Annotated in this window: 20 protein-coding genes, 1 tRNA gene and 1 pseudogene; 11 read left to right on the plus strand and 11 right to left on the minus strand. The window is 39.7% G+C overall.

Annotated features, from left to right (window positions below; genetic code table 11):
* Positions 1–2: 2 nt before the first annotated feature.
* Positions 3–79 (minus strand) — tRNA-Asn (locus L641_RS0103455).
* A 1,038-nt stretch (positions 80–1,117) separates the two neighbouring features.
* Between L641_RS0103455 and L641_RS0103460 the strand changes: the two genes are divergently transcribed.
* From L641_RS0103460 to L641_RS0103480, 5 genes are all read left to right on the plus strand, one after another.
* Positions 1,118–2,497 carry an MATE family efflux transporter gene (locus tag L641_RS0103460; RefSeq protein WP_024601103.1) on the plus strand — a complete coding sequence of 460 codons (1,380 nt, stop codon included), beginning with the start codon at positions 1,118–1,120 and terminating at the stop codon, positions 2,495–2,497.
* Positions 2,494–4,488: an excinuclease ABC subunit UvrB gene (gene uvrB / locus L641_RS0103465; protein ID WP_013465278.1), complete on the plus strand. Its 1,995-nt coding sequence runs from the start codon at positions 2,494–2,496 to the stop codon at positions 4,486–4,488. Before L641_RS0103460 ends, uvrB begins: the two co-directional genes overlap by 4 nt.
* Positions 4,489–5,418, plus strand: coding sequence for a class I SAM-dependent methyltransferase (locus L641_RS0103470; protein ID WP_024601104.1), 930 nt, complete (start codon positions 4,489–4,491; stop codon positions 5,416–5,418).
* Between the two features lie 8 nt (positions 5,419–5,426).
* Positions 5,427–6,092, plus strand: coding sequence for a tRNA (adenine(22)-N(1))-methyltransferase TrmK (locus L641_RS0103475; RefSeq protein WP_024601105.1), 666 nt, complete (start codon positions 5,427–5,429; stop codon positions 6,090–6,092).
* A 94-nt stretch (positions 6,093–6,186) separates the two neighbouring features.
* On the plus strand, positions 6,187–7,200 hold the full coding sequence (locus tag L641_RS0103480) for a hypothetical protein (RefSeq protein ID WP_024601106.1): 1,014 nt from the start codon (positions 6,187–6,189) through the stop codon (positions 7,198–7,200).
* A gap of 11 nt (positions 7,201–7,211) precedes the next feature.
* On the opposite strand, the gene L641_RS0103485 is transcribed toward L641_RS0103480, so the two are convergent.
* A complete protein-coding gene (locus L641_RS0103485; RefSeq protein ID WP_013465274.1) occupies positions 7,212–7,454 on the minus strand; it encodes a hypothetical protein in 243 nt (80 codons plus the stop codon).
* A 166-nt stretch (positions 7,455–7,620) separates the two neighbouring features.
* Here L641_RS0103485 and L641_RS0103490 point away from each other — a divergent pair, with 166 nt between their 5' ends.
* Complete coding sequence (locus L641_RS0103490; RefSeq protein ID WP_024601107.1) at positions 7,621–8,070, plus strand: isoprenylcysteine carboxylmethyltransferase family protein; 450 nt, start codon at positions 7,621–7,623, stop codon at positions 8,068–8,070.
* Positions 8,071–8,130: 60 nt separating this feature from the next.
* Here the strand turns inward: L641_RS0103490 and queC are convergent, their stop codons facing one another.
* Entirely contained in the window at positions 8,131–8,787 is a 657-nt protein-coding gene (gene queC, locus L641_RS0103495) for a 7-cyano-7-deazaguanine synthase QueC (RefSeq protein ID WP_013465272.1), read from the minus strand.
* 145 nt (positions 8,788–8,932) lie between these two features.
* Between queC and queE the strand changes: the two genes are divergently transcribed.
* Complete coding sequence (queE, locus tag L641_RS0103500; RefSeq protein WP_024601108.1) at positions 8,933–9,598, plus strand: 7-carboxy-7-deazaguanine synthase QueE; 666 nt, start codon at positions 8,933–8,935, stop codon at positions 9,596–9,598.
* A 107-nt stretch (positions 9,599–9,705) separates the two neighbouring features.
* On the opposite strand, the gene L641_RS0103505 is transcribed toward queE, so the two are convergent.
* From L641_RS0103505 to L641_RS0103520, 4 genes are read right to left on the minus strand one after another with little or no spacing between them, the layout of a single operon-like run.
* On the minus strand, positions 9,706–9,978 hold the full coding sequence (locus L641_RS0103505) for a hypothetical protein (RefSeq protein WP_024601109.1): 273 nt from the start codon (positions 9,976–9,978) through the stop codon (positions 9,706–9,708).
* A gap of 15 nt (positions 9,979–9,993) precedes the next feature.
* A complete protein-coding gene (locus L641_RS0103510) occupies positions 9,994–10,296 on the minus strand; it encodes a hypothetical protein (RefSeq protein ID WP_024601110.1) in 303 nt (100 codons plus the stop codon).
* Positions 10,297–10,317: 21 nt separating this feature from the next.
* Positions 10,318–10,728 carry a hypothetical protein gene (locus tag L641_RS0103515; RefSeq protein ID WP_236613509.1) on the minus strand — a complete coding sequence of 137 codons (411 nt, stop codon included), beginning with the start codon at positions 10,726–10,728 and terminating at the stop codon, positions 10,318–10,320.
* A gap of 36 nt (positions 10,729–10,764) precedes the next feature.
* Positions 10,765–11,445 (minus strand): hypothetical protein, encoded by a 681-nt coding sequence (locus L641_RS0103520; protein ID WP_024601111.1) that lies wholly within the window; start codon positions 11,443–11,445, stop codon positions 10,765–10,767.
* A 255-nt stretch (positions 11,446–11,700) separates the two neighbouring features.
* Here L641_RS0103520 and L641_RS0103530 point away from each other — a divergent pair.
* A pseudogene (locus L641_RS0103530) lies at positions 11,701–12,868 on the plus strand (IS3 family transposase).
* 105 nt (positions 12,869–12,973) lie between these two features.
* Here the strand turns inward: L641_RS0103530 and L641_RS0103535 are convergent.
* The 4 genes from L641_RS0103535 to L641_RS0103550 form a co-directional block, all read right to left on the minus strand.
* A complete protein-coding gene (locus L641_RS0103535) occupies positions 12,974–14,575 on the minus strand; it encodes an ABC-F family ATPase (protein ID WP_024601143.1) in 1,602 nt (533 codons plus the stop codon).
* A gap of 142 nt (positions 14,576–14,717) precedes the next feature.
* The gene (locus L641_RS0103540) at positions 14,718–15,503 is read right to left on the minus strand and encodes a transporter substrate-binding domain-containing protein (protein WP_244152581.1); all 786 of its coding nucleotides are present in this window, start codon (positions 15,501–15,503) and stop codon (positions 14,718–14,720) included.
* A gap of 91 nt (positions 15,504–15,594) precedes the next feature.
* Positions 15,595–17,106, minus strand: coding sequence for an extracellular solute-binding protein (locus L641_RS0103545; RefSeq protein ID WP_024601145.1), 1,512 nt, complete (start codon positions 17,104–17,106; stop codon positions 15,595–15,597).
* A gap of 35 nt (positions 17,107–17,141) precedes the next feature.
* The gene (locus L641_RS0103550) at positions 17,142–17,924 is read right to left on the minus strand and encodes a transporter substrate-binding domain-containing protein (protein ID WP_024601146.1); all 783 of its coding nucleotides are present in this window, start codon (positions 17,922–17,924) and stop codon (positions 17,142–17,144) included.
* 452 nt (positions 17,925–18,376) lie between these two features.
* On the opposite strand from L641_RS0103550, the gene L641_RS0103555 reads away from it, so the two are divergent.
* The 3 genes from L641_RS0103555 to L641_RS0103585 all read left to right on the plus strand — a co-directional run bounded on the left by L641_RS0103555 (position 18,377) and on the right by L641_RS0103585 (position 22,525).
* On the plus strand, positions 18,377–18,976 hold the full coding sequence (locus tag L641_RS0103555) for a class I SAM-dependent methyltransferase (protein ID WP_024601147.1): 600 nt from the start codon (positions 18,377–18,379) through the stop codon (positions 18,974–18,976).
* Positions 18,973–20,511 carry an HNH endonuclease gene (locus L641_RS0103560; RefSeq protein ID WP_024601148.1) on the plus strand — a complete coding sequence of 513 codons (1,539 nt, stop codon included), beginning with the start codon at positions 18,973–18,975 and terminating at the stop codon, positions 20,509–20,511. The genes L641_RS0103555 and L641_RS0103560 overlap by 4 nt, the downstream gene beginning before the upstream one ends.
* 833 nt (positions 20,512–21,344) lie before the next feature.
* A protein-coding gene (locus L641_RS0103585; RefSeq protein ID WP_086007400.1) for an IS3 family transposase occupies positions 21,345–22,525 on the plus strand; the annotation gives its coding sequence in 2 pieces (ribosomal slippage) (positions 21,345–21,603 and positions 21,603–22,525; 1,182 coding nt in all).
* Positions 22,526–22,533: the final 8 nt, after the last annotated feature.

Raw genomic sequence — 22,533 nt, forward strand, 5'->3', positions numbered from 1 at the left:
CTTGGCTCCCCCTCCCCGACTCGAACGGGGGACCTGCGGATTAACAGTCCGTCGCTCTAACCAACTGAGCTAAGGGGGAAGCGTCTTGCCTTTCAACGGGGCGAAATATTAATGACCGCATAGCAAAGTGTCAACATATAAAAGATCATAAATTCAAAAAAGAAGTCTATTCGTTGTTTTTATGTGCAATCTGCGCATTTTGTAACACTATTTAAGTAAAGCGCAGTGATATTGTTTTATAAAAACAGGGCAATATTTGCATGAAGTTTGTAATTTGAGGCAATAAAGTGATGAGTAAAATTTAAGAAAACGGCTTTTAATAGCAAAAACGCGTTCTATTTCCTGTATTTTTATAAAGCGATAATTAACTTATTTAAAATAAATGGCTCCTTTTTATTTTGGTACGTTAAAACGGTTGAACTAAATGCCTATTAGTTACGTAAACTAAAATTAGCGCTAAAACATAATATAAATTTTGACTGCAGCAGCAATGCTTTGTACAAAAATAAAACAATCAATGAGTTAGCTACCTGTTTGAGTGTGCTACTCACTGTTATTAGTCTAAGAAAAAATCACCTTCATACACATAACAGGGGCATACAATGCTGTTTGCATATTGGTAACGGAAAAAACCAAATGATCAGACAATTTAGCACTCGGTTGTAGCCCTTTATAAACGTGGGGTTGATTGAGTTATCCACGGTTTCTGTGGATAACTCTGTTTATGAAACTTTAAGAACATCAGCACCCCCAGCATTGTAGGGCGCTACAACGATTTCAAGTATTTAAAAGCTTTTTTTTTATACATTTAAAAACAATAGCTTACGATTCAGCTAAGTTACTCACTTAATCGATAAATAAAATTTTTCGTGACGATAAAACACAGTCTCTGACTGTGTGATAAATCAACAAAATCTAAAAAATAAATGTTGCAAAAGTTACATAAATGTATTTTATTTGGTTTTTAGTGTGTTAGCGCAAAATTTGTTTACAAAGGCATAAAAATAACAGTTTGTATATTAAACGTTTAATTAATTGTTTAGATTTAATAAAGCATGGCTTGAACAGCTCGGATGCTTTAAAATATGCCGTTCAGTAAAAGAGGCTTATTTATTTTATGCGCGCACATTCTCAATCACATACTCGCCCTGATTTACTCACCGCCCCAATCTTGCCTACATTAAAGAAAATGACCATTCCGATGATCTTTGGGATGATCACCCTAATGATGTTCAATATAGTTGATACTTTTTTCATTAGCTTATTGGGTACTGAGCCGCTTGCTGCAGTGAGCTTTACATTTCCCGTCACTTTTACCGTTATTAGTTTAGCGATTGGTTTAGGCATAGGTACCTCAGCGGTAATAGCAAAAGCATTAGGCAGTAACAAGATTGAAGAAGCGCGTTTTGATGCCAGTATATCGTTGTTGATTGCGGTGGTATTAGTGTTGGTTTTATCTACGTGTGGCTATTTATTAATTGATCCTATTTTTACTTTACTCGGAGCTGGGGAGCAAGTATTACCGCTCATTCATGAATATATCAGTATTTGGTTTTTAGGCAGTGTATTTTTAATTACCCCGATGATTGGTAATTCTGTACTGCGTGCCAGTGGCGATACTAAAACACCGAGTATTATTATGGGTGGAGCGGGGCTTATCAATGCGGTACTCGATCCTGTACTTATTTTTGGTTTTGGCCCCATTCCTGCGTTTGGCATTAAAGGAGCCGCCATCGCCAGTGTTATAGCATGGGCAGTTGCTGTGGCAATTATTTTATACTTATTAATTGCTAAAAAGCGCTTATTGAGTTTAAAAGCAGGGTCGCAAACGGTTATTGGGGCTATTCGTAAAATATTAAAAATAGGCTTACCCGCAGCAGGTGCTAACATGCTAACACCGGTTGCTATGGCAGTAATGACGGCATTGGTTGCACATCATGGTCCAGAGGCTGTGGCTGCTTTTGGAGTAGGGAGTCGAATAGAATCAATAGCGAGTTTGGTGGTATTAGCATTATCGATGACTTTGCCACCTTTTATTAGTCAAAACTTTGGAGCCAGTCATTTTTCTCGCGTAAAGGATGCCTACCTACGAACCTTAAAATTTGTGATGTTATGGCAGTTTGTTATTTATATTTTATTAATTATGTTCTCAGGCGTCATAAGTGAAATATTTGGTAAGGAGCAAGCCGTTGTTGATGTCATAAAAATGTTTATTTATACCATCCCATTAAGTTATGGCTTGCAAGGAGTGATCATTTTATCCAACTCCTCGTTTAACGCTTTACACAAACCCATGAACGCCTTAGTTTTGAGCGTCATTCGGTTATTTATTTTTTATGTTCCCTTTGCGTATATCGGGAATGAACTGGCAGGTTTAATCGGCTTGTTTATTGGCGCGGCCATTGGTAATTTATTCACAGCCCTTGTAGCCTATAAGTGGTTTATGAGAGAAATTGAAGCGTTAAGCAGTCAAGCATTACAGGAGTGTAGTCATTGAGCGATCATTTTCAGTTAGAATCAAAATTTAAACCCGCTGGGGATCAGCCTACCGCTATCGCTCAGTTGTGCGAAGGTTTAGAAGCAGGGCTTGCTCATCAAACCTTATTGGGCGCAACAGGGACGGGAAAAACCTTCACGATGGCTAACATCATTAGTGATTTAAATCGCCCCACTATTATTATGGCGCACAATAAAACCTTAGCGGCGCAATTATACGGCGAGATGAAAGAATTTTTCCCGCATAATGCGGTTGAGTACTTTGTATCTTACTACGATTACTACCAACCAGAAGCCTACGTGGTAGCCAGTGACACCTTTATTGAAAAAGATGCATCCATCAATGAACACATTGAGCAAATGCGGCTCAGCGCCACTAAAGCGCTATTAGAGCGTCGCGATACCATAATCGTTGCGTCGGTATCGGCGATTTATGGTCTGGGCGATCCTGATTCATACATGAAAATGATGCTGCTTTTAAAAGTGGGTGAAAAGGTTGATCAACGTGACATGTTGCGCCGCCTTGCAGAGCTGCAATACACCCGTAACGATATTGATTTTAGTCGAGGTACATATCGTGTTCGCGGCGAAGTGGTGGATATATTTCCAGCTGAATCAGATACCTATGCAGTACGTGTAGAAATGTTTGATGATGAAGTTGAACGCTTGAGTATTTTTGATCCCCTCACTGGTGCTGTTGAAAAACACATAGTGCGCGCTACTATTTACCCTAAAACTCACTATGTAACGCCACGAGAAAAAATACTCGAAGCCATCGAAAAAATAAAAGTTGAGCTTAAAGAGCGCAGGGCACAATTACTCAGCGCTAATAAATTAGTTGAAGAGCAACGTATTGCGCAGCGTACCCAATACGACATAGAAATGATGACCGAACTTGGTTATTGCTCAGGCATTGAAAACTACAGCCGTTACTTATCGGGGCGTACACCTGGCGATCCACCGCCGACATTACTTGATTATTTACCCGACGATGCATTAATGATTATTGATGAATCGCACGTAACTGTCTCGCAAATTGGCGCTATGTATAAAGGCGATAGAAGTCGTAAAGAAAACCTCGTTGAATACGGTTTTAGGATGCCCTCGGCCATGGATAACCGCCCACTGCGTTTTGAAGAATTTGAAGCCATTGCACCGCAAACTATTTATGTGTCGGCCACACCGGGTGATTTTGAATTAGAGCGCAGCAATGGCGAGGTTGCTGAACAAGTTATTCGTCCAACCGGCTTACTTGATCCATTAATAGAAGTGCGTCCGGTTGGCGATCAGGTTGATGACTTACTCTCAGAAATTTATAAAAGTGTTGAAAAAGGCGAGCGTGTATTAGTTACAACACTGACTAAACGCATGGCTGAGGATTTAACCGACTACCTGAGTGAGCACAATGTAAAAGTACGCTACTTGCACTCTGACATAGACACCGTAGAGCGGGTTGAAATTATTCGTGATTTACGTGCCGGTGTGTTTGATGTGTTAGTAGGCATTAACTTACTACGTGAAGGTTTAGATATGCCAGAAGTGGCATTAGTAGCTATTTTAGATGCCGATAAAGAAGGCTTTTTACGCTCAGCTCGCTCGCTTATTCAAACCATAGGCCGTGCTGCGCGCCACCTTGATGGTCGTGCTATTTTATACGGTGATAGAATCACTAAGTCGATGGCCAAAGCCATTGATGAAACCCAGCGACGCCGCGATATACAGCATGCTTATAATGTTAAGCACGGTATTGAGCCTAAAGCACTGATCAAAAAGATACTCGATGTAATGGATGTAGGTGAAGATGCTTCACCGCAAGATAACTTACAGCTTATTCGTAAAGAGTCTAAAAAAATTCTTAGTGCGAAAGAAATTGCCACGCAAATTAAGCAGCTTGAAACCAAAATGCATGCCTACGCCAGTGATTTAGAATTTGAAAAAGCCGCCTCTGTACGCGACGAAATACATGAACTACAACAACAGTTGATTAATTAAATGACAATCGATTTTACTCCTCTTATTAATGCATTAGCAGACACGCCTTTTGCAGATAACGAATTATGCCGCGTATTTCATGGTCGCGGCCACAGCGTAGAAGCGCTAAGCCATATTAACTTAGACTTTTATCCACCGAGTTTGTTTTTGGTGTCATACAGTGAAATTGATGAGGTAACACTCACTACGCTCACCGATATGTTATGGCAGTGGGCACAACAACATCATCCAGAGCTAATTACTGCATTGGTGTATCAGCAGCGAGCGGGGCTGCAAAGCCATAACACCCTTGTTCACGGGCAATTGCCCGCGCGCCATAGCGTAGCCGAAAATGGTGTGCGTTTTTTGGTTGATTTAATGAGTAAGCAAAACACCGGTATTTTTCCAGATATGCGAAAAGGCCGTGAGTTTGTCATGCAAAATAGTAAACATGCCAAAGTACTTAACCTGTTTTCTTATACTTGTGGTTTTTCGGTAGCGGCTATGCACGGCGGTGCCGATCATGTGATGAACATGGATATGAGCAAAGGCGTGTTAAAAGTCGGTAAGCAAAACCATCAATTAAACAATGTTGATAGGGGCGTCAGTTTTTTACCGCATGATATTTTAAAGTCGTTTGGTAAGCTAAAAAAAGCCGCACCGTTTGATTTAATTATTGTTGATCCACCCAGCTTTCAAAAAGGCAGTTTTATATTAACAAAAGACTACCAAAAAGTGCTGCGCAGACTTCCTGAGCTTTTAAACGATACTACACAGCTGTTGTTATGCGCTAATAGCCCAGAGCTTTCAGAAAACGACTTTAAAGCACTTATTCAAGAACATACTCAAGGTGCTATTGAGTTTGTTAAACGCCTAGAACCGACTGATCGCTTTATTGAAATTGATAGCGATAAAAGCTTAAAAGCATTGGTGTACAAAACAAAAACATAGTGAGTTAAATGAAACTGAGTAAACGTTTAAACGCCATCAATTCATTAATTACAGAGCCTTACGATATTGTTTGGGATTGTTGCTGCGATCATGGCTTTTTAGGGATGGCGTTACTTGAGCGCGATATAGCAAAACATATAAATTTTGTGGATATTATTCCAACGTTAATGGAAGCGCTCGAACAGTCGCTGCAACAATTTGAGCAAGGTAAATCTTTACCTTCATGGCAAGTGCGCTGCGAAGATGTTGCGCAAATTAAATTGCCAACAGCTGCAAAGCAAGTGGTGGTTATTGCTGGTGTGGGGGGCGATTTATGTTTAAAGCTTATTGAACAAATTATTGCCAACAACCCGCAAAGCTTGCACCAACTCAGTTTTATTATTTGCCCCATTCAGCATCTTTACAAAGTGCGCGAAGGTTTAAAAGCCTGTAATTTAAAGCTCGAAAACGAGCAAATTATTGTTGAAAACAAACGTTTTTACGAAGTATTACACGTTAGTGTAAATGCCAGCCAAACACTCACTCAAACCGGTGCTCAAATGTGGGATAAACACAATCCACAACATCATCAATATCAGCAGCAATTGCTTAACCATTATACTCGAATGCTCAATAAAGATAGACTTTACTATCAAAAAGTTATAACAGAGTATCAACGAGTATTTGAATGCTAAATACTCCTGTCAGTGTGATCGGTTTTTGTGATTAACTACGTAAAGTGCTTCATAGTTAATATCTTGCCACTAGGCGGATTTATTTGGTTTAAATATGTCAGATAAAAATATAAAAATTGAGCCATTATTAGGCGATGGGCAAAAGTGGCAACACAGTTACGAGCAACCGATTTCGTATGCGCCGTTAGTACAACTGGCCAATAATAATTGGATTGTTCCCCAGCATTTTTTACGTTACAAACATACGCTAGCCAGCGTTAATGAAGTGCTTAACGACATTAGTTTTTCTACTCACTTTAGTGTGTTAGCTGCAGAAAAAAACAGTGATATTTATCTGCAAGTGGCGGTACTTAGTCCAGATAATTACCGTGCTGAGAACAAAGCAAAAAAGTTACTGTTTGGTCGTCGCTGGCCAGTAGAGCAAAATTTGCCAACCTCAGAGCTTATTCAAACAGCATTTTTAGCATTGAAAGTGGCACGCGAGCATGAAGTAAGAGAGCTTTTTCAGCTGCAGCATCAAGGCGCAACCAGCACGCCGTTTAATAATCATCATGATTTACCTGTTATGGCGCAAAACCCTGAGCTTGTTAAAAGCACATCGTTTAAAAATATTCCATTGAACGACCTGATAGAGCGCCTGGTGTTTGCGGATAATAAAATTGCGCTAATTAACTGCCAAGCCATAATCACCGGCGAGCAGGTGTATACGGTTAAACTTCATTGCGATAGTTGTCAGCTAAGCGAATTTAATAATAAAACCTTGTCATTTTTAGCACCTGATGCAACAATCAACAGCTTTTTACATAGCTTTATTGCCGCACTGGTTGCTGTAAGTAACGAGTATGTGAGTGAGCATTTTAAATACCAAGGCTTTGCGCGCTTTAGTAAAGATGTACACGCAGAGCAGGTCGGGGAGCTAAGCATTGCCATGCGTTCACCAAGTTCAGTTAGTTTATGTTCTATGGGTAAGCAAGAGGCGAATCAGTTAAACTTTGAAATAGACAGCGGCAGGGCACCCCAAGGGTGTGGACAAGCCATTGGCGGGTTTTTAGCTGCCCATGGTATAGAGCAGCCAGAAAATGCACATTTATACCCTAATTATTTATAACTAAGGGACAGCTATAGTTTGTTTATTTCTTGTTTTACGCTATAGCTTGAGTCGGTAACAATGGCTTCAAGTGTTTGTACTCGCTGTTTGAGTTCAGTCACTTGCGCGGTTACTTCTGCTAGTTGCTTATGAGCATCTTGATTGTTGTCTTGAACTTTATGTTTAAACTCAAGGTGCTTTTTATACATATCGTAAATAACCCCCGAACCTACAGAAATAAGTACAATGAGAACTATCATTGTTGTGCCAGACATAATTACTTCCTTTAATTTTATTTTAAGTTTAAATTATAACCATAATTAAGCGCCGATAAAGCTAATTAATTGTAACTTTATTTGTATTTATAAAGTCATTGTTATTATTTGTGCCGCCACCATATAGTAACCATGCAGTTTTTTTTAATCGATACAAGGAATAGGTATGTTAAATAATAAAATTCCACCGGTTGTCGTTGTGGTATTTTTCGCTGCTGTTATGGCACTGATTGCGCATTACACAGTAATAGACTTTACCGCCTTCATAACTTACCTAGCATTAGGATTAGTCGCTATAGGTTGTTTCTTTTGTGTTGCTGGGGTCGTCAGTTTTCGTTTAGCCAAAACCACGGTACTACCAAATAAACCTGAGCAAGCAACAAGCTTAGTTACCTCAGGGGTATATAAACTCTCACGTAACCCTATGTATTTAGGCTTTGCTTTTATACTGGCGGGGTGGGGCGTGTGGCTAAGCTCTATTTGGGCTTTTTTAGGTATTGTGGGCTACGTTGGTTATTTAACGCTGTTTCAAATCATTCCCGAAGAGCGGGCGTTACATCAGTTATTTGGTGAGCAATTTGAGGATTACAAATCGCGGGTAAAACGCTGGCTTTAATGTTTTTTCATACTAAAAAAGGCTACCCTTGGTAGCCTTATAGTGTGCTTATTTTAAACTTTACTCGTATTCAAGCGGGTCGGTTACGTTGTTCAGCTCAAAGGCTTCTAAACGTTCTTGGCAAGCGCCACATTTGCCACAGGCCTTATCACGACCGTTATAACAGGTCCATGTTTGGCTGTAGTCTAATCCCATTTTAATACCATCGGTTAAAATATCGATTTTAGTATTATTTAAATACGGGCTAAAAATTTCTACCGCATCGTAATTAGCAATACGACACACATCATCCATCTTTTTAACAAACTCAGGGCGGCAATCTGGGTAAATAGCATGATCGCCCGAATGCGCACCGTAATATACTTTGCTTGCTTTAAGCGACACCGCATAACCTACCGCTAAAGAAAGTAAAATCATGTTGCGATTAGGCACAATGGTGCTTTTCATGCTTTCTTCTTCGTAATGGCCTTCTGGCACATCAATATCGTCCGTTAACGACGAACCACCAATAAGCTGATTAATTGCCGATATATCAACAATTTTGTGCGGTACATTTAGCTTTTCACATACGCTGGCGGCGACTTTAAGTTCTTTAACATGACGCTGACCATAATCAAACGAGAGGGCATAAACATCATGGCCTTGCTGCAGGGCTTTATTTAATACAGTAAATGAGTCCATACCGCCGGAATAAATAACAACTACTTTTTGCGTCATACGTGGTTTGCTCTTTAGTTTTGATAGAGGTTTATATCAGGGCGCGATATACTACACGGCCAAGGCATAAATGACAATTTTTGCACCGTGCTTTGTGATTTCTAATAGTAACAATTTTGCCGTCAGGTTGTAAGTGAGATTTCTTTTGTACAAAATTAATGAAGTGTTTGAAACCATTCAAGGTGAAGCGAGTTTTACTGGTACGCCGTCTATTTTTTTACGCCTGCAAGGTTGCCCTGTGGGATGTTCATGGTGCGACACAAAGCAAACTTGGGATGTTGATAACGTATATAAAGTATCACTTGATGACACGGTAGAAAAAAAAGCCGACTCAGATCATTGGGCCGAGGCCAGTGCAGCGCAGGTACTTGAGTTATTTAAATCCCGTGGCTATACCGCCAAGCATGTTGTTATAACCGGTGGCGAACCTTGCATGTATGATTTGAACCCAGTATGTAATTTACTGCATGATCATGGCTTTAGCACACAAATAGAAACCAGTGGCACCTTTGAAATTCTTGCCCCTGCCCAAACGTGGGTTACGGTATCGCCAAAAATTAATATGCGTGGTGGTTACAAAGTATTGAGCAGTGCTATGCAACGCGCCGATGAAATTAAACATCCGGTTGCTATGCAAAAGCACGTAGAAGAACTGGAAGAGTTATTTGTCGCCACGGGTGTTAACCCAAAACTGGTATATTTACAGCCAATCAGCCAAAAAACGTCGGCAACTAAATTAGCCATTGATACTTGTATCGCCAAAAACTGGCGCTTATCAATTCAAGTACATAAGTATTTGGGTATTAATTAAAGAGCAGCTGTAAGCTGCTCTGCGTTAAGTTATATAACGTAGATACAAGGTTGGGTTATAAACCCAACCTAATTAAACAACTTTCAACTCATAAAGTTAAGCTGGCTTTAAATATAATTTTCATCAATAAACTGACACCACAGCTGTGTATTTAATTCTGGTACATTTGGCTTATCTCTAATACCGAGTTTAAACATGATCACAGAGCGCCATTCTAAAGAGCCAATGTCTGGCCCATGTCCATAACCGTCACCGGTATTAATTTGCTGCTCAACATAGTTAAACCATGCCTCAGAGCACGGCGAATATTGTTCATCTTTTTGCGCAACACTACTGCATCCAGCAATAATGAGTAATAAAGGGGCCATTAATAGTTTCATATTTTACCTATGTGTTTATTTTGCTAATCGCTGCTGTGTTAAGTTTAAACGCTTATGTGAGCTGTATACTTGCAACCTTTCATCGTCCGTAATTAAAAATGCATCCATTTCTACAGATATTAAAGCTGATATGGGGAAAATCTCTAAAACACCAAGATCAGCAAGTTTAGCTGAAAGAAGTGCCGTTTTGCCGTTAGCAATAAAGGTAGAGTCTTGATCACGGTAATCGCCATCAACATATAGTTTTGCACCACCAAACCATGAGTTAACAATTTTAATTTTATGACCCTTAACTGTGAATTCGAACTCTTTTCTCATTTTCAAACTCCATTATGGTTGTTATGTTTTTTCTTTAAACTCAACAGGTACTTCAATTTCAATGCCGCAACCTTTTCCATAGCTAAAAATAAATGCATACTTTTCGCCATTAAGAGGTTTAGCAATAAACCAAGCTTTTGTCTTTCCTTCTTCTTTGACCACAGTTGTTGGTATGGCAAATAGTGGGTCATCTTGCTCACCTACTGCAACCCAAACAAAATTAAACATCTCTTCTTTAATTTTCTCTGGTAAATATACTGTAACGGAAAATGAACTATTATTTTGCTGTACACTTACATTAAATAAATGATTGTATTTTAAGTTCCATGCTGCAACTTGATCATCAGTTTGAATGCATGATGCAGCAGAAGAGCCAAATCTAAACAGATATAATAAAAATAAACATCGCATTATCGATTTACCTAAAACCAATAGTTATTTCTCCTGATTAGTTGCTTGTTAGGTGCATTATGATTCTATTTCAGCTTCTGACTTAATAAGCTCCGAGATCTTAGATAAATCGAATTCATCGTGAGGAATAATTTCAATTTTATCAGTAAACTTTGATGACATGGATTTAAGATTTTTGGCTAGGAAATGATCCCACTCATATAAGAGTTCGAGGATGTCTGCCTTTACAAAATGATCTTCACCATTTGTATTTGACGAATAGCCTTCAACAGAACCATTTAATAGTGCATGTCGGTCGAGAATATAAGAACGTCTATCAGAGCTATATCCTGTGTTTACGGTGTGTGAAGCGTAATACGTCCTAAATAGAAAGATTGGTAACTCGTCCGCCTCACTCTTTGAAAATGGTATTTTTAATTTAGAAGATAGTGCTATTAAAGCTTGTAGCTGAAGATAACAGGCATTGAATATTCCGTACATGCGTAAGTATGCTTCACCAAATTTTTCGTTTCTCGATTCATGTATATTGATTCCATGATTGTAGAAGTCATCCTTAGCTAGTTGAGTATCTTCGAGCAGATACAAAGAATCTATTACAAATCCATAGTCACGGATATTGTCTAATTCGAGTATTGAAATAATTTGAGAATTAAAATCATCAGAGATGTTTATTGAGCATAAGCTTAAAACTTCTAGCATTATTTTAATGCGTAAATCAATTAAATTAATATTGCTCATTCGCTTAATATTTACTCCTTGCACCTTACTATTTTCTAGTCCGCGCGTCGCGCAGGTTTCTACTATGTCACGCTCATTTATTTAATTTATATAGTTTTAACAAATTACCTAAGATATTACTATCACAAACTTTTCTATGACTTTTAAGCAAAGCTAATACTAAAAAACGTTGTTATTGAGCAGCGCTTTTGTTTTTATTTTGTTGAACCTGATACGACTCTATAAAAGTGGACACTTATTTAAGGAATAAGTGTTATGAAAATCAAAACTAGGCGTAGTCATTCAATTGAATTTAAAACAAAAGCAGTTGAACAATCGTTAGACTCTCCAGATACTGTTAATGTAATAGCTCATCGGCTGGACATTAACCCTGTCTTATTATCTAAATGGAGACGAAAAATGACGTCAAAAAGTACATCTAACCCAATTAAAAACCAAGGCCCTGATAAGTCATATAAAGATTTGGAGCGCCAAGTGCGTAAGCTTGAAAAGCAATTGGAAGATGCGCAGTTGGAGAACGATGTGTTAAAAAAGGCGAAGGCCTACTTGGACAGCCGAAAAGAATAAGATTTGAGTATATTCACCAAGCTGCGACAGCTAAGAAAACGATAAAAAATTATGCACATGGTTGTCAGTATCAAAAGCTGGATATTATAAATGGCTAAAGCAATCATTAAGTCAACGTGCGTCAGAAAACGACTCATTGCTTGAGTTTTTGAAAAAAGTAAGTAGTGATGAGCACTGTATTCCGGGCTACAGAAAGTTGTGGAAAGCCGCTATAGATAATGGGTATGAGTGTAGTAAAGGCCGTGTGCAGCGATTACTGCAGAGTATGGGTTACCGCTCAGCCGCGGGTAAACGCCGATATACCGGTAGCGGAAAAAAGCAGGGGCATATCACTGCAGAAAACTTATTGGGTCGTGAGTTTAGTGTTGATGAACCCAATACGGTATGGGTGTCAGACATAACGCAAGTTCGTTGCAGAGAGGGTTGGCAGTATTTATGTGTAATTTTAGATTTATACTCACGCAAAGTCGTTGGTTGGGCAACAAGTCGAGTTAACAGCGCAGACTTGGTGATTAGAGCGTTAAAAAAAACATGGGATGCACGTAAACCTGATGGAAGTCGCTTATTATTTCACTCAGACCAAGGCAGCCAGTATCGTGCAAAAGAAACAATATCGTGGTTGAACAACCGACAGGTAACAATTAGCATGTCGAGAAAAGGGAATTGCTGGGATAATGCCTGCTCAGAAAGCTTTTTTGCCCAGTATAAAAAAGAATGGATGAACAATTTAAATGAACTGAGTCGTAGTGAAATGACAGTACAAAGTCGCTTTTATATCGAAAACTACTACAACTCAGTAAGAATGCATGGCACGCTAGGAAATGTGAGTCCCATGCAATACGAGTTAATGAATTAAAAACCCGTGTCTACTTTATCGGGGTCGTATCATTTCTTTAACCTTTAACCTTTAACCTTTAACCTTTAACCTTTAACCTTTAACCTTTAACCTTTAACCTAGCTCTTAAGCTACTTTATTTTCTTCGCAGCTTGCTAGGTATTCGTCAAACGTACCTTGAAAGTCAATTACCTGCTTGTCTTTAATATCAACAATACGGGTTGCCAGTGACGATACAAACTCACGGTCGTGGCTTACAAAAATAAGCGTGCCTTTAAAGTCTTTTAGCGCATTGTTAAGTGCTTCAATGGCTTCCATATCCATGTGGTTAGTTGGTTCATCCATTATCAGTACGTTAACGTCTTGCATCATTAACTTACCAAATAACAAACGGTTTTTTTCACCACCTGAACAGTTACGCGCTTTTTTATTTGAATCGTCTGCGGTAAACAATAAACGCCCTAACATACCACGTACCATTAAATCGTTGTGCTTAGCGGTACGCCATTGCGACATCCAATCAAACAAGGTTAAATCGTTATCAAAGTCTTTGGTGCTGTCTTGTGGGCAATAACCAAACGTGGCATTTTCTGACCACTTAACTTCGCCTTCGTTGCTTTTAAGCTCGTTAACTAAACAGCGTAAAAAGGTGGTTTTACCCACGCCGTTTTCGCCGATAACCGCCAGTTTAGCACCGGCTTCGAGTAGTAAATCACCACCAGTAAATAACGTTTCACCGTCAAACCCATGGCCAAGCTTGGTTAGCTCAAGCGCTTGGCGATACATTTTTTTGCCCTCATCAAAGTTGAGTGATGGGCTCATACGACTCGATGATTTAACTTCATCAAGCTTAATTTTATCCATTTTTTTAGCGCGCGAGCTGGCTTGTTTCGCTTTAGAGGCGTTAGCACCAAAACGGTTAACAAAGTCTTGTAACTCGTCTATTTCAGCGCTCTTTTTCGCGTTTTCAGCAAGTAATTGCTCGCGTTGTAAGCCTGAAGCTTCAAGGTACTTTTCGTAGTTACCTGGGTAAATACGCAGCTCACCGTAATCAATATCGGCCATGTGAGTACATACCGAGTTTAAAAAGTGACGGTCATGGGAAATAATGATCATGGTGCATTTACGTTGGTTAAGCTCATTGGCAAGCCACGTAATAGTATGAATGTCCAAGTTATTAGTGGGCTCATCAAGTAGCAAAATATCAGGGTTTGCAAATAACGCCTGTGCTAACAGCACACGTAATTTCCAACCTGGGGCTACGTTTGCCATTAAGCCATAATGAAACTCTTTATCGATACCCGCATCAAGCAGAATTTCCTCTGCGCGGCTTTCTGCGGTGTAACCGTCCATTTCAGCAAAAACGCTTTCAAGCTCGGCTACTTTCATGCCGTCTTCTTCGCTCATTTCAGGCAAAGAGTAAATACGGTCGCGCTCTTGTTTTACTTTCCAAAGCTCCACATCACCCATAATTACCGCATCAACTACGCTGTATTGCTCAAACGCAAACTGATCTTGGCTTAGGTTACCTAATTTTAGCCCCGGCGTAATAGACACATTACCTGCACTAGGCGTAAGCGCACCGCTTAAAATTTTCATAAATGTCGACTTGCCGCAGCCGTTAGCGCCAATTAACCCGTAACGGTTACCGTTACCAAATTTAGCTGAAATGTTTTCAAACAACGGCTCTGCGCCAAACTGCATCGTAATATTTGCGGTGGAGATCAAAAAAAGTAATCCTAGAAAATTAATGGCAGGGTTAAGCTGCAGCAAGGCGCCGCATAAATAAACAAGCAATAGAGTAAATTATAGGCCGCGAATTATACAGATCCGCGCTTCAAGATGAAAGGTAAAAGAATAATCTACGGGTTCAGTAATGTAGGTAAATGGCTTGTATAGCGGATTTATTTTGCTTAATTAACTCATTTATAGCTTGTAACTCTATTTGGCTAATGGTTTTTTTACTTAGCATTAAATGAATAGAACTCTTATTGATGGCCCCCATATTAGTAACCGCTTCTATTGCTGGGTATTGGTTTATAAAATATTGCGCTGCTAGTTCGTCTTCAATTGCGTAATCAACTCTATTTTTATTGAGCATTGCAAAACGTTTCTCGGCGGTAGGCATCATAATAACGTTAGCGGGGTAGTTTTGTTTAAACAGCTCAAACGCAACGCCATAATAACTGCCACGGTTAACCGCCAAGGTTAAATCTTTATAAAAAATATCGCTAATGTTATTTAAATCAGGCGATTCGGTGTATTTATACAGGCGAACTACTTCATCACGATAGGCATCGCTAAAATAGGCAAAATCAGCTCTTGCTGATGTTTTACTCGCGGCAAAAATAACATCAATACGGCCTTCTTTTAATTCTTCAAAAGCGCGCGATGAGGTAGGCAGCAACATAAATTTTAAACAAAAAGATGAGCCGTTAAAAATCGTGTTTAACACGTCAATTTCAACGCCCGTTAGGTTACCGTTAACGGCAATTACATAGGGTGGCCAATTGTTTTCATTTGTGCCTACTTTAAGTGTTTTAAAGCAAGCAAATACGTTACAGCTGTTAAGCAGTAATACAACAAAAGCGACTTTAAGCATTTTATTACTCGAGGCTACAGCGTTATCATTACTAAAGTATAAACTAGACTGCAAATTTAGCTCGTTTTACATCAATTAAGCAACAATGCTGGCTTCCTATGTTTTACTAATAATGGCAAGTACGTTAAATAACGCTATCATGTGTTTAGGGGGTTGGCACTAGCCCTAACGACGCCCTATAAGCTTTTAGCTGTTTGTCGCGGCCAATTTCATCGGTTAATTTATTCCAGCCGGCCTCAATGTTTTCAACCGTTTGGTCTACGGTTTGGGTGTGCCTTAGGTATTTAGCCACTTCAGTGTCGAGTATGTCTCTAAAGTAGCGGTTGTTTTCAAAAATTCTCAAATCAAGAATAATATTGGCGTTATTAACGGTTTTAGAAATAGAGCCCAAGTAAAAATGCAGCGTACTTTTACTCATGCCTTGTTTAAGCCAGTTTTTGTGGTTAACCAATTGAGAGGTGCGATACGGGTTCATACCGGTGGCACCTATGGTCACATCTTCATTCGATTGCAAAGGCTGAGTAACATACGACAAGTAGTTATAAGCGAGGTTTTTTTTGTGTTTTGAGCTGGCATTATTAATTGAGCCTACCCAACCACCAAAAGCAGCATAAGGGGCATAGTTAATATCGCCAATGGCAAACGGGCATAAGTTAGCATTGCAACGTTCAAGCTGGCCTGTTTTACGGTTTAATACCTCAGTAGCTCCGGGCAATATACTCACCCCAGTTTTGTTTTTTACTTTAGATTCAGGTAACACGGCCATAGTACCAATGTCGCCCCATTCAATGGCTAAGGCGCAGCGACCGCTTATAAACGCATACCTTACATCATTGGTATCAAAGTTAAGCTCATCAGCAGAGCCAAATTCAGTGGTTTTTTTATAAATTTTTAAGGCTTTTTTAAAGGCATCGTTATTCACTAATGGCTCCATGGTTCTTGTATTAAAAAATATGCCTTGAGAAGTGCCTTTGCTTTGCAAAAAACTGCCCGCAATCGAAAGCAAAGACCAATACGATTGCTCATTGGCTTTTTTAGAAATACACGAACCAAAATCGCCCTCGCCATCCCCGTTCATATCAACGCCATTTAATTGCTTGGCAATAGCAAGGTAATCATCCCAGGTTCTAGGTGGAGCCAAACCATATTTTTCTAAAATATCGAGGCGGTAATAAAGTAAATGTATATCACCATCGAGTGGAATCGAGTAAATTTGGCCGTTATATTTAGAGCTAAAGTCTCTAAAAAAACGCGATACATCATTCCATTCAATTAAAGAGTCGGAGGCTATGTAATTATCTAAACGCGCTAAGTAATTATTTTCTGCAAAATCCACCATCCAGAGTGAGGCATAGGCAATAATATCGTATTGGCTCGTTGGCGAGCTTAAATCTTTGTTTATTTCGTTATATAACTGGCCAAAAGGCACTTTGGTGACATTAACTTTAATACCAGTTTGTTGTTCAAACTCTAAGCCTCGTTGAATTAAAGGTTTACTAATGAGGGTGCCTAAATCAACTGTAAGCACATTGAGCTGGGTAGTGGCTTGTTGTGGTGTGCTTGGTTGGCTTTCTATTTTAGAGTGGGGCAGGGTAATTTGTGCAACGCATTGAAAAGCCAACATTAAGCTTATAACTAAAGCAAATACAACTCTCATAAAAAACTCAACCACGGCAATATGTAATTATTACTCTAGTCTATATTTTGCGGAAAGGGAAAAGGCAGGTAATTGTAAGCAATAAACAACGCCTCTAACTCACCACTGGCAAGTAATTTTGCAAATCCGGCGTCAAAAATTTGTGCTAACTCGCGGCCTTTGGCGTTATCGGTAAAGGCAATGTATTGTTTTACAGGCACAATGTTTTCGATTTGATACTGCTGCGGGTCAAAATTCATTTTTGATAACTCAGTGGCGTTAGCAATCAGGGTTTGCTGCAGCGCTTTACGGTTATCTAAAAAGAAATCAAGCCTATCGAGCTTAAGCATTTTAACGCCTTCAATTCGCTGGGTAACCTGCTGCAAATCAATCGGCACATACAAATAATTATTGTAGTTAGCGCCCCTTAACGTACCCACCGATCTGTTTTGTAACGAATATTCGCCTTGCCAATCTTTAAACCGATCTTTTTTAAACATCGCCGACACAAAAGTAATATCGTAATGCCACACCGGAAAGTACAAGCCTTCTACCTCATTTTGCCTTGCGCTTAACATAGCATCGGCATTGCCATTGGCCGTCCATCGATAAGCACGAGACTGAGGTACAATCATAATATTAAGTTCAATCGATTGCGCAGCAAAAATTTTAGTAAGCATATCAACATAAAGGCCAGAGCCGTCTTTTTCTACCAGCCCGTCAATGGTATCGGTAGCCAGTACAATTTTTTTAATATCGCTCGACGCCCAACCACTGCTAGGCACGCCTAAACAAAGCGCTAAAAGTACAGCTAATAACCACCTAAACCTAACATTCATTGTAAGTAACACCTCGGTACTTAAACACAGCAACACCAACAGTATATTCATACTAGAAAAAGTTGAATAACGATCTTATGGGTAAACATAGCACACTATAATGACCAATAAGTGAACGGTGTAAAATAGCATCATTTTAACTCTAAAGTGGTTAATTAATAACCCTGTTTTTAAGGGGATTAAAGCAAGTGTTTGCAGAGTTTAACAAGTGATAATGATTTAAACAGCTGCGCGTATTTTTTATACAACCTAAACCTTTTCAAAGGTGTAGAGCTATTAGGTAAAAGTGTAAATAACATGGATTTATAAGGTTAAACAGTGCTTTTTTGTAATAAAAACATACTACTTAGGGCGTATATATTGCCGTAGCTCTATATTTTTAAATGTTGATACTGTAGATTAGTTATAAATGAATGCCAGATTAATAAATAAACCAAGGAGCGGTGAATTTAGTGCCTACTAAAACACTCAATTACTACAATCAAAACGCACAAAGTTTCAGCGATTCAACGCTTAATGTTGATATGTCGGCGCTTTACGCTGAGTTTTTACCGCTTATCCCTAAACACGGCCATATATTAGATGCAGGCTGCGGTAGCGCCCGCGATGCAATGTATTTTAAACAGCAAGGTTTTACTGTTAGCGCATTTGACGCAAGTACCGAGCTTGCAAAGTTAGCCAGTAATTACTTACAACAAGCCGTAGAGGTTAAAACCTTTCAGCAGCTAAGTTGTACCAATAAGTACGACGGCATTTGGTGTTGCGCCAGTTTATTGCACGTACCAAAAGTAGAGTTACCACAGGTGTTTTTAAAACTACAAAATGCCCTAAAACCAAACGGGGTTTTGTATGTGTCGTTTAAATATGGCACGCAAGAGCGTGTGCATAATGGCCGTGAATTTACCGATTTAAATGAAGATGCCCTAACCGCATTAATTGCCCACCACACCGAGCTTAAAATACTAAAACAATGGCAAAGTGTTGATCAGCGCCCAGAGCGCGAAAGTGAAGTGTGGCTCAATGCATTAATTAAAGCAGTGTCTGTTTTATGAGTCATGTAATGCAGCAACAACTCGACTTTATTGCTTATATTCAGCGCATGCTCGTTGAGGGCGATTTTAGTGCAACCTACAAATTTGCATTGCTGCATGCTTTGGCTGATGTATGTGTTGAACAGCCACTTCAGTCAGAGCAAAGTGAACTAGTCATAGAACTGCCAACGCTTGCTGACAAACTCATTACCTTGTATTGGCATCATGCAATGCCGTTTCCCTCAGAACATACTGGTGAAAGTGCATTGCTTTTACAAAATACCGGTGCGCAATCAAAAGTAATTAGCGTATTGTTTGAATGCCAACAAAACAATATTCGTAACTTACGCCAGCTAAAGCAAAGTGGTTTTTACAAGCCGACTTTTAATGCCGCTATGGCAACCTTAAAAAGTGGCCCACTTTGGCGCTTACAAATACTTGCCAAGCAAGAAGAGTGCTTTTTATATCCGCATACTAAAAACCCTAAATACATTACTTTGAATGCAGGCATTGCTAGTTGTTTTAGGCGTTTTTACGATCTAGTAACGTATTTAGCTAAAAATGCGTGGCTACAAAAAATTCAAAGCATAAAGCACAACCAAACACTTATTGGCCCGCAAAGCCAACTGCATGATTTTTTATTTGGCTTTGACCGTAACGCACTCACCAAAGCAAAACCTGTTTTGGTAGAGCTGCAATCAAACAGCTGTTTTTATTGCCAAAAGCCAATGAAAAACGATGTTGAAGTCGATCATTTTATACCGTTTGCCCGCTACGCAAACGACTTAGGCCATAATTTTGTGGCAGCGCATCGCACATGTAATAACAATAAACGTGACTTTTTAGCCGCGCAACAGCACCGCGAACGCTGGCAAAAGCAAAACTTGGTTGTTAACAGCCAAATTATTAGTAACGAGCTAAGTGCGTATTTTCACTGCGATGCAGATAAATCACTCGCAGTAAGCAATTGGGCCTATCAGGTGGCACAAGCCAACAACGCTAAATTATGGCTTGGAAGTAAAGACCATTTTGAACAAGCAAAATCAACTGCCGACATAGTGACTTTCCCGCAAGCAAAACAACCTGAGTTAGATCAAGTCGCTGAGCCCGAAGTTAGCTTAAAATCAATTGATGATGCGCTAAAGCTGCCGTACTTCCCCAATATAAAAATTGCCTGTGGGCATTTTAAAACAGGGGATGAAAGCGATATGGAATTGATGGACGCGCCACTTGGTGCGGGCAAGCTAGACCCACAAGTACACTTTTTAGCGCATGCATCGGGTAATTCTATGAATGGTGGTAAGCACCCAATACTTGATGGTGATTTACTGCTACTTGAGCTTATAACCTCCGACAAAGCAGGATCGCTTCGCGGCCAAATAGTGGCTATAGAGCGGGATGATATAAGCGGGGATGGGCAGTATTTACTGCGTAAAGTTAATAAATTACCAAACAGGCAATATGAGCTAATAGCTCAAAACCCCGATTACGAAGTAATGATTGCCGATGAAAGCATGCGAACATTCGCGAGGTTTAAACAAGTGGTTGCAGAGTAGTTTGTAGTCGCGCTTTAACTTGTAGTCGCTGAGCTTGCTCGCGCGAAAGCGCAGCTTTTAAATTTGTAGGTCGTGCCGTAGGCGGGAGTTTACCTCGCGCTTTTAAAGTGTAGGAATTGGCTTGAGCCGTGATTTTTACATGGTTTTGGGAAAAGGGATTAAAACCTCTATTCGAGGTTTTATCGCGTTGGCGATGGCAACCAAAGGGCGGCTGCCGCCGACCGCCCTTTGGAATCCCACGGCGCGCCCGAGGATCACACTGTGTCCTCAAGTTAAAAATTGATGTGAACGTAATCGCCGTGTATTCGCCATCCATGGCGAAGTCACGGCTTAACTTGCATCCATGCAAGTGATTACTCATCAATTTATAACTTTCGGGTGTGATCACGGGGAATTGGAGTGTGCTGGTAGAGCGGTATTTATGAATGTAGGCGGTAGTTTACTTTGGTTTTTATTTTTTTGTATTAGAAAAGATCCAAAATGTAGTTTGCAACTAATGTGGTTTACTTCCAATAAGGCACAACGTAATATCAATTTTAATAGTTCTAATGGTTAAGGGAATAATTATTCAAGTGAGATTTTTAATATTATCTGACTTACACGCCACTTTCGAATCCAGTGAAGTAAAAAACTCTAGACTAGTTTTTGAAAATACAGAAAGTGAGTTTGGTACAAGGTTTATACAGTACTGTAAATCTTTAAATTTTGATTTTGACTTCCTTGTTTGTCCTGGCGATATATCAAATCAAGGTTGTGTGTAGTGGTACAGTGATTTTGGCCACCCATTAAGAAAGAAATGTTATGCTAATAAGCATACAAATTTGGGTGAAAAAATGACGAAATTAAAACGCGCAACGTATTCTGCGGCAATCAAATTAGAAACAGCTCAGCTTGTAGTTGACCAAAGTTATACTCAAGAAGAAGCAGCCAAAGCGATGGGGGTGGGTAAATCAACCGTCAGTAAGTGGGTTACTCAATTAAAGCAAGAGCGGAGTGGCCAGACACCATCTGCTTCACCAATGACGCCCGAACAAATTGAAATCCGCGAACTTAAAAAGCAAATCCAACGCATTAAATTAGAAAAGGATATATTAAAAAAGGCTACCGCTCTCTTGATGTCCGACTCCCTGAACAATTCTCGTTAATTGAGAAACTAAATCAACGAGAGCGTTACCCAATTAGCGTGCTGTGTAACGTATTCAATGTGCATCGTAGCAGCTATAAATATTGGGCTATACGGGATACAACGCCGACGCCAGAGCAAATAAGGCTAGAAGCTGAAGTTAAAGCCATACATGCAATGAGCGGCGGCTCAGCTGGGGCGCGGACAATCGCGGCAATAGCAACGAACAATGATTTTGAATTGAGTCGTTATCGTGCTGCTAAGCTAATGGTTAAATTAAAGCTTGAAAGCTGCCAAGTACCTCAACATTCATATAAACGCGGTGGTAATGAGCACCTTGAAATTCCAAATCTGCTTGATAGACAATTTGATGTTGTTGAGCCAGATACCGTGTGGTGCGGTGATGTGACGTATATTTGGACAGGCAATCGCTGGGCCTATTTAGCGGTCGTTGTTGATTTGTTTGCACGTAAAGTCGTTGGTTGGGCAATGTCGTTGTCGCCAGATACTAACTTAACGCTAAAAGCGCTTGAACTCGCGTATGAAAGCAGAGGTAAGCCAAGTGGACTGATGTTTCATTCAGACCAAGGTAGTCATTATACAAGTTTAAAATATCGTCAACGTTTATGGCGCTATAAAATTACACAAAGTATGAGCAGGCGCGGAAATTGTTGGGATAATGCGCCAATGGAGCGATTTTTTAGAAGCTTTAAAACGGAGTGGATGCCAAAGGTTGGATACGAAAACTTTAAAGATGCTAAATATAGTGTGAGTGATTATATCAACGGGTATTACAACAACGTTAGGCCACATCATTATAATGCCGGTTTAGCGCCAAATGAATCTGAGGTTAGATACCAAGATTCTAAAGCTGTGGCCAAATTTTATTGACCACTACA

This window comes from Pseudoalteromonas sp. TB41 (assembly GCF_000497975.1).
In the GTDB taxonomy this organism is placed as follows: Bacteria; Pseudomonadota; Gammaproteobacteria; order Enterobacterales; family Alteromonadaceae; genus Pseudoalteromonas; species Pseudoalteromonas tetraodonis.